The following is a 620-nucleotide window of genomic DNA, read 5'->3' as shown; positions in this document are numbered from 1 at the left end:
GGCCTAAAACTTCCGGCGTTGAAGTGCTCTTCAACACCAAAAATTTTAGACCCATTTTTTTTCACTATTCAGTTAGCGTGTGGGTCTGGTTGGCAACTGGCTAATCATCATCTAAAGCGTCCAGCCAACGCTCAATCAAGTGAATGATAACCCCGACCACCACAGGGCCGACAACGATTGTGAAAAGATCTCGTAACACAAACAACACCCCCTTTGGAGGCAGTTGCCTAACTACTATCATAGCATGACACCAGTCCAGACACGATGCAAAGACAATGAAGAAACCGTGGCGTATTTTTCACGCAGACTGGGATCACACAGCGTGAAAATCCACCTGTTTTTCAACGCTTCAACCAGACATTTTTTGAGTTTACCCAAAATCTAGAGAACAACTAAAGGCAAAAAAGCAAACGGTCCAATCACGTTTGGAAAACGTGATTGGACCGCTGTTTTGATACTCTGAATTAACTAAAAAAGCCCCAACTTTGTGTTAAAGTTGAGTCACCAAAAAACAAAGCTAACACAAGAAAGGGCAAGGTAATTTTAACATGAATTCATCCGTAATCTTCCCCGCGTTTTACAATCAAGTTAGCCACTATCGTTAGCACTCAGACAAAATA

General features: G+C 42.1%; 1 protein-coding gene. It reads right to left on the bottom strand.

Translation table 11 applies throughout. From position 1 onward, the window contains the following. Window positions 1-100 precede the first annotated feature (100 nt). Entirely contained in the window at window positions 101-199 is a 99-nt protein-coding gene (locus tag FD01_RS16235; protein WP_152164833.1) for a type I toxin-antitoxin system Fst family toxin, read from the bottom strand. Window positions 200-620 lie beyond the last annotated feature (421 nt).

The sequence above is a fragment of the Lacticaseibacillus manihotivorans DSM 13343 = JCM 12514 genome (assembly GCF_001435035.1).
Classification (GTDB): domain Bacteria; phylum Bacillota; class Bacilli; order Lactobacillales; family Lactobacillaceae; genus Lacticaseibacillus; species Lacticaseibacillus manihotivorans.
Note: the sequence above shows the minus strand (reverse complement) of the source record. Positions and strands in the feature narration are given on the sequence as shown.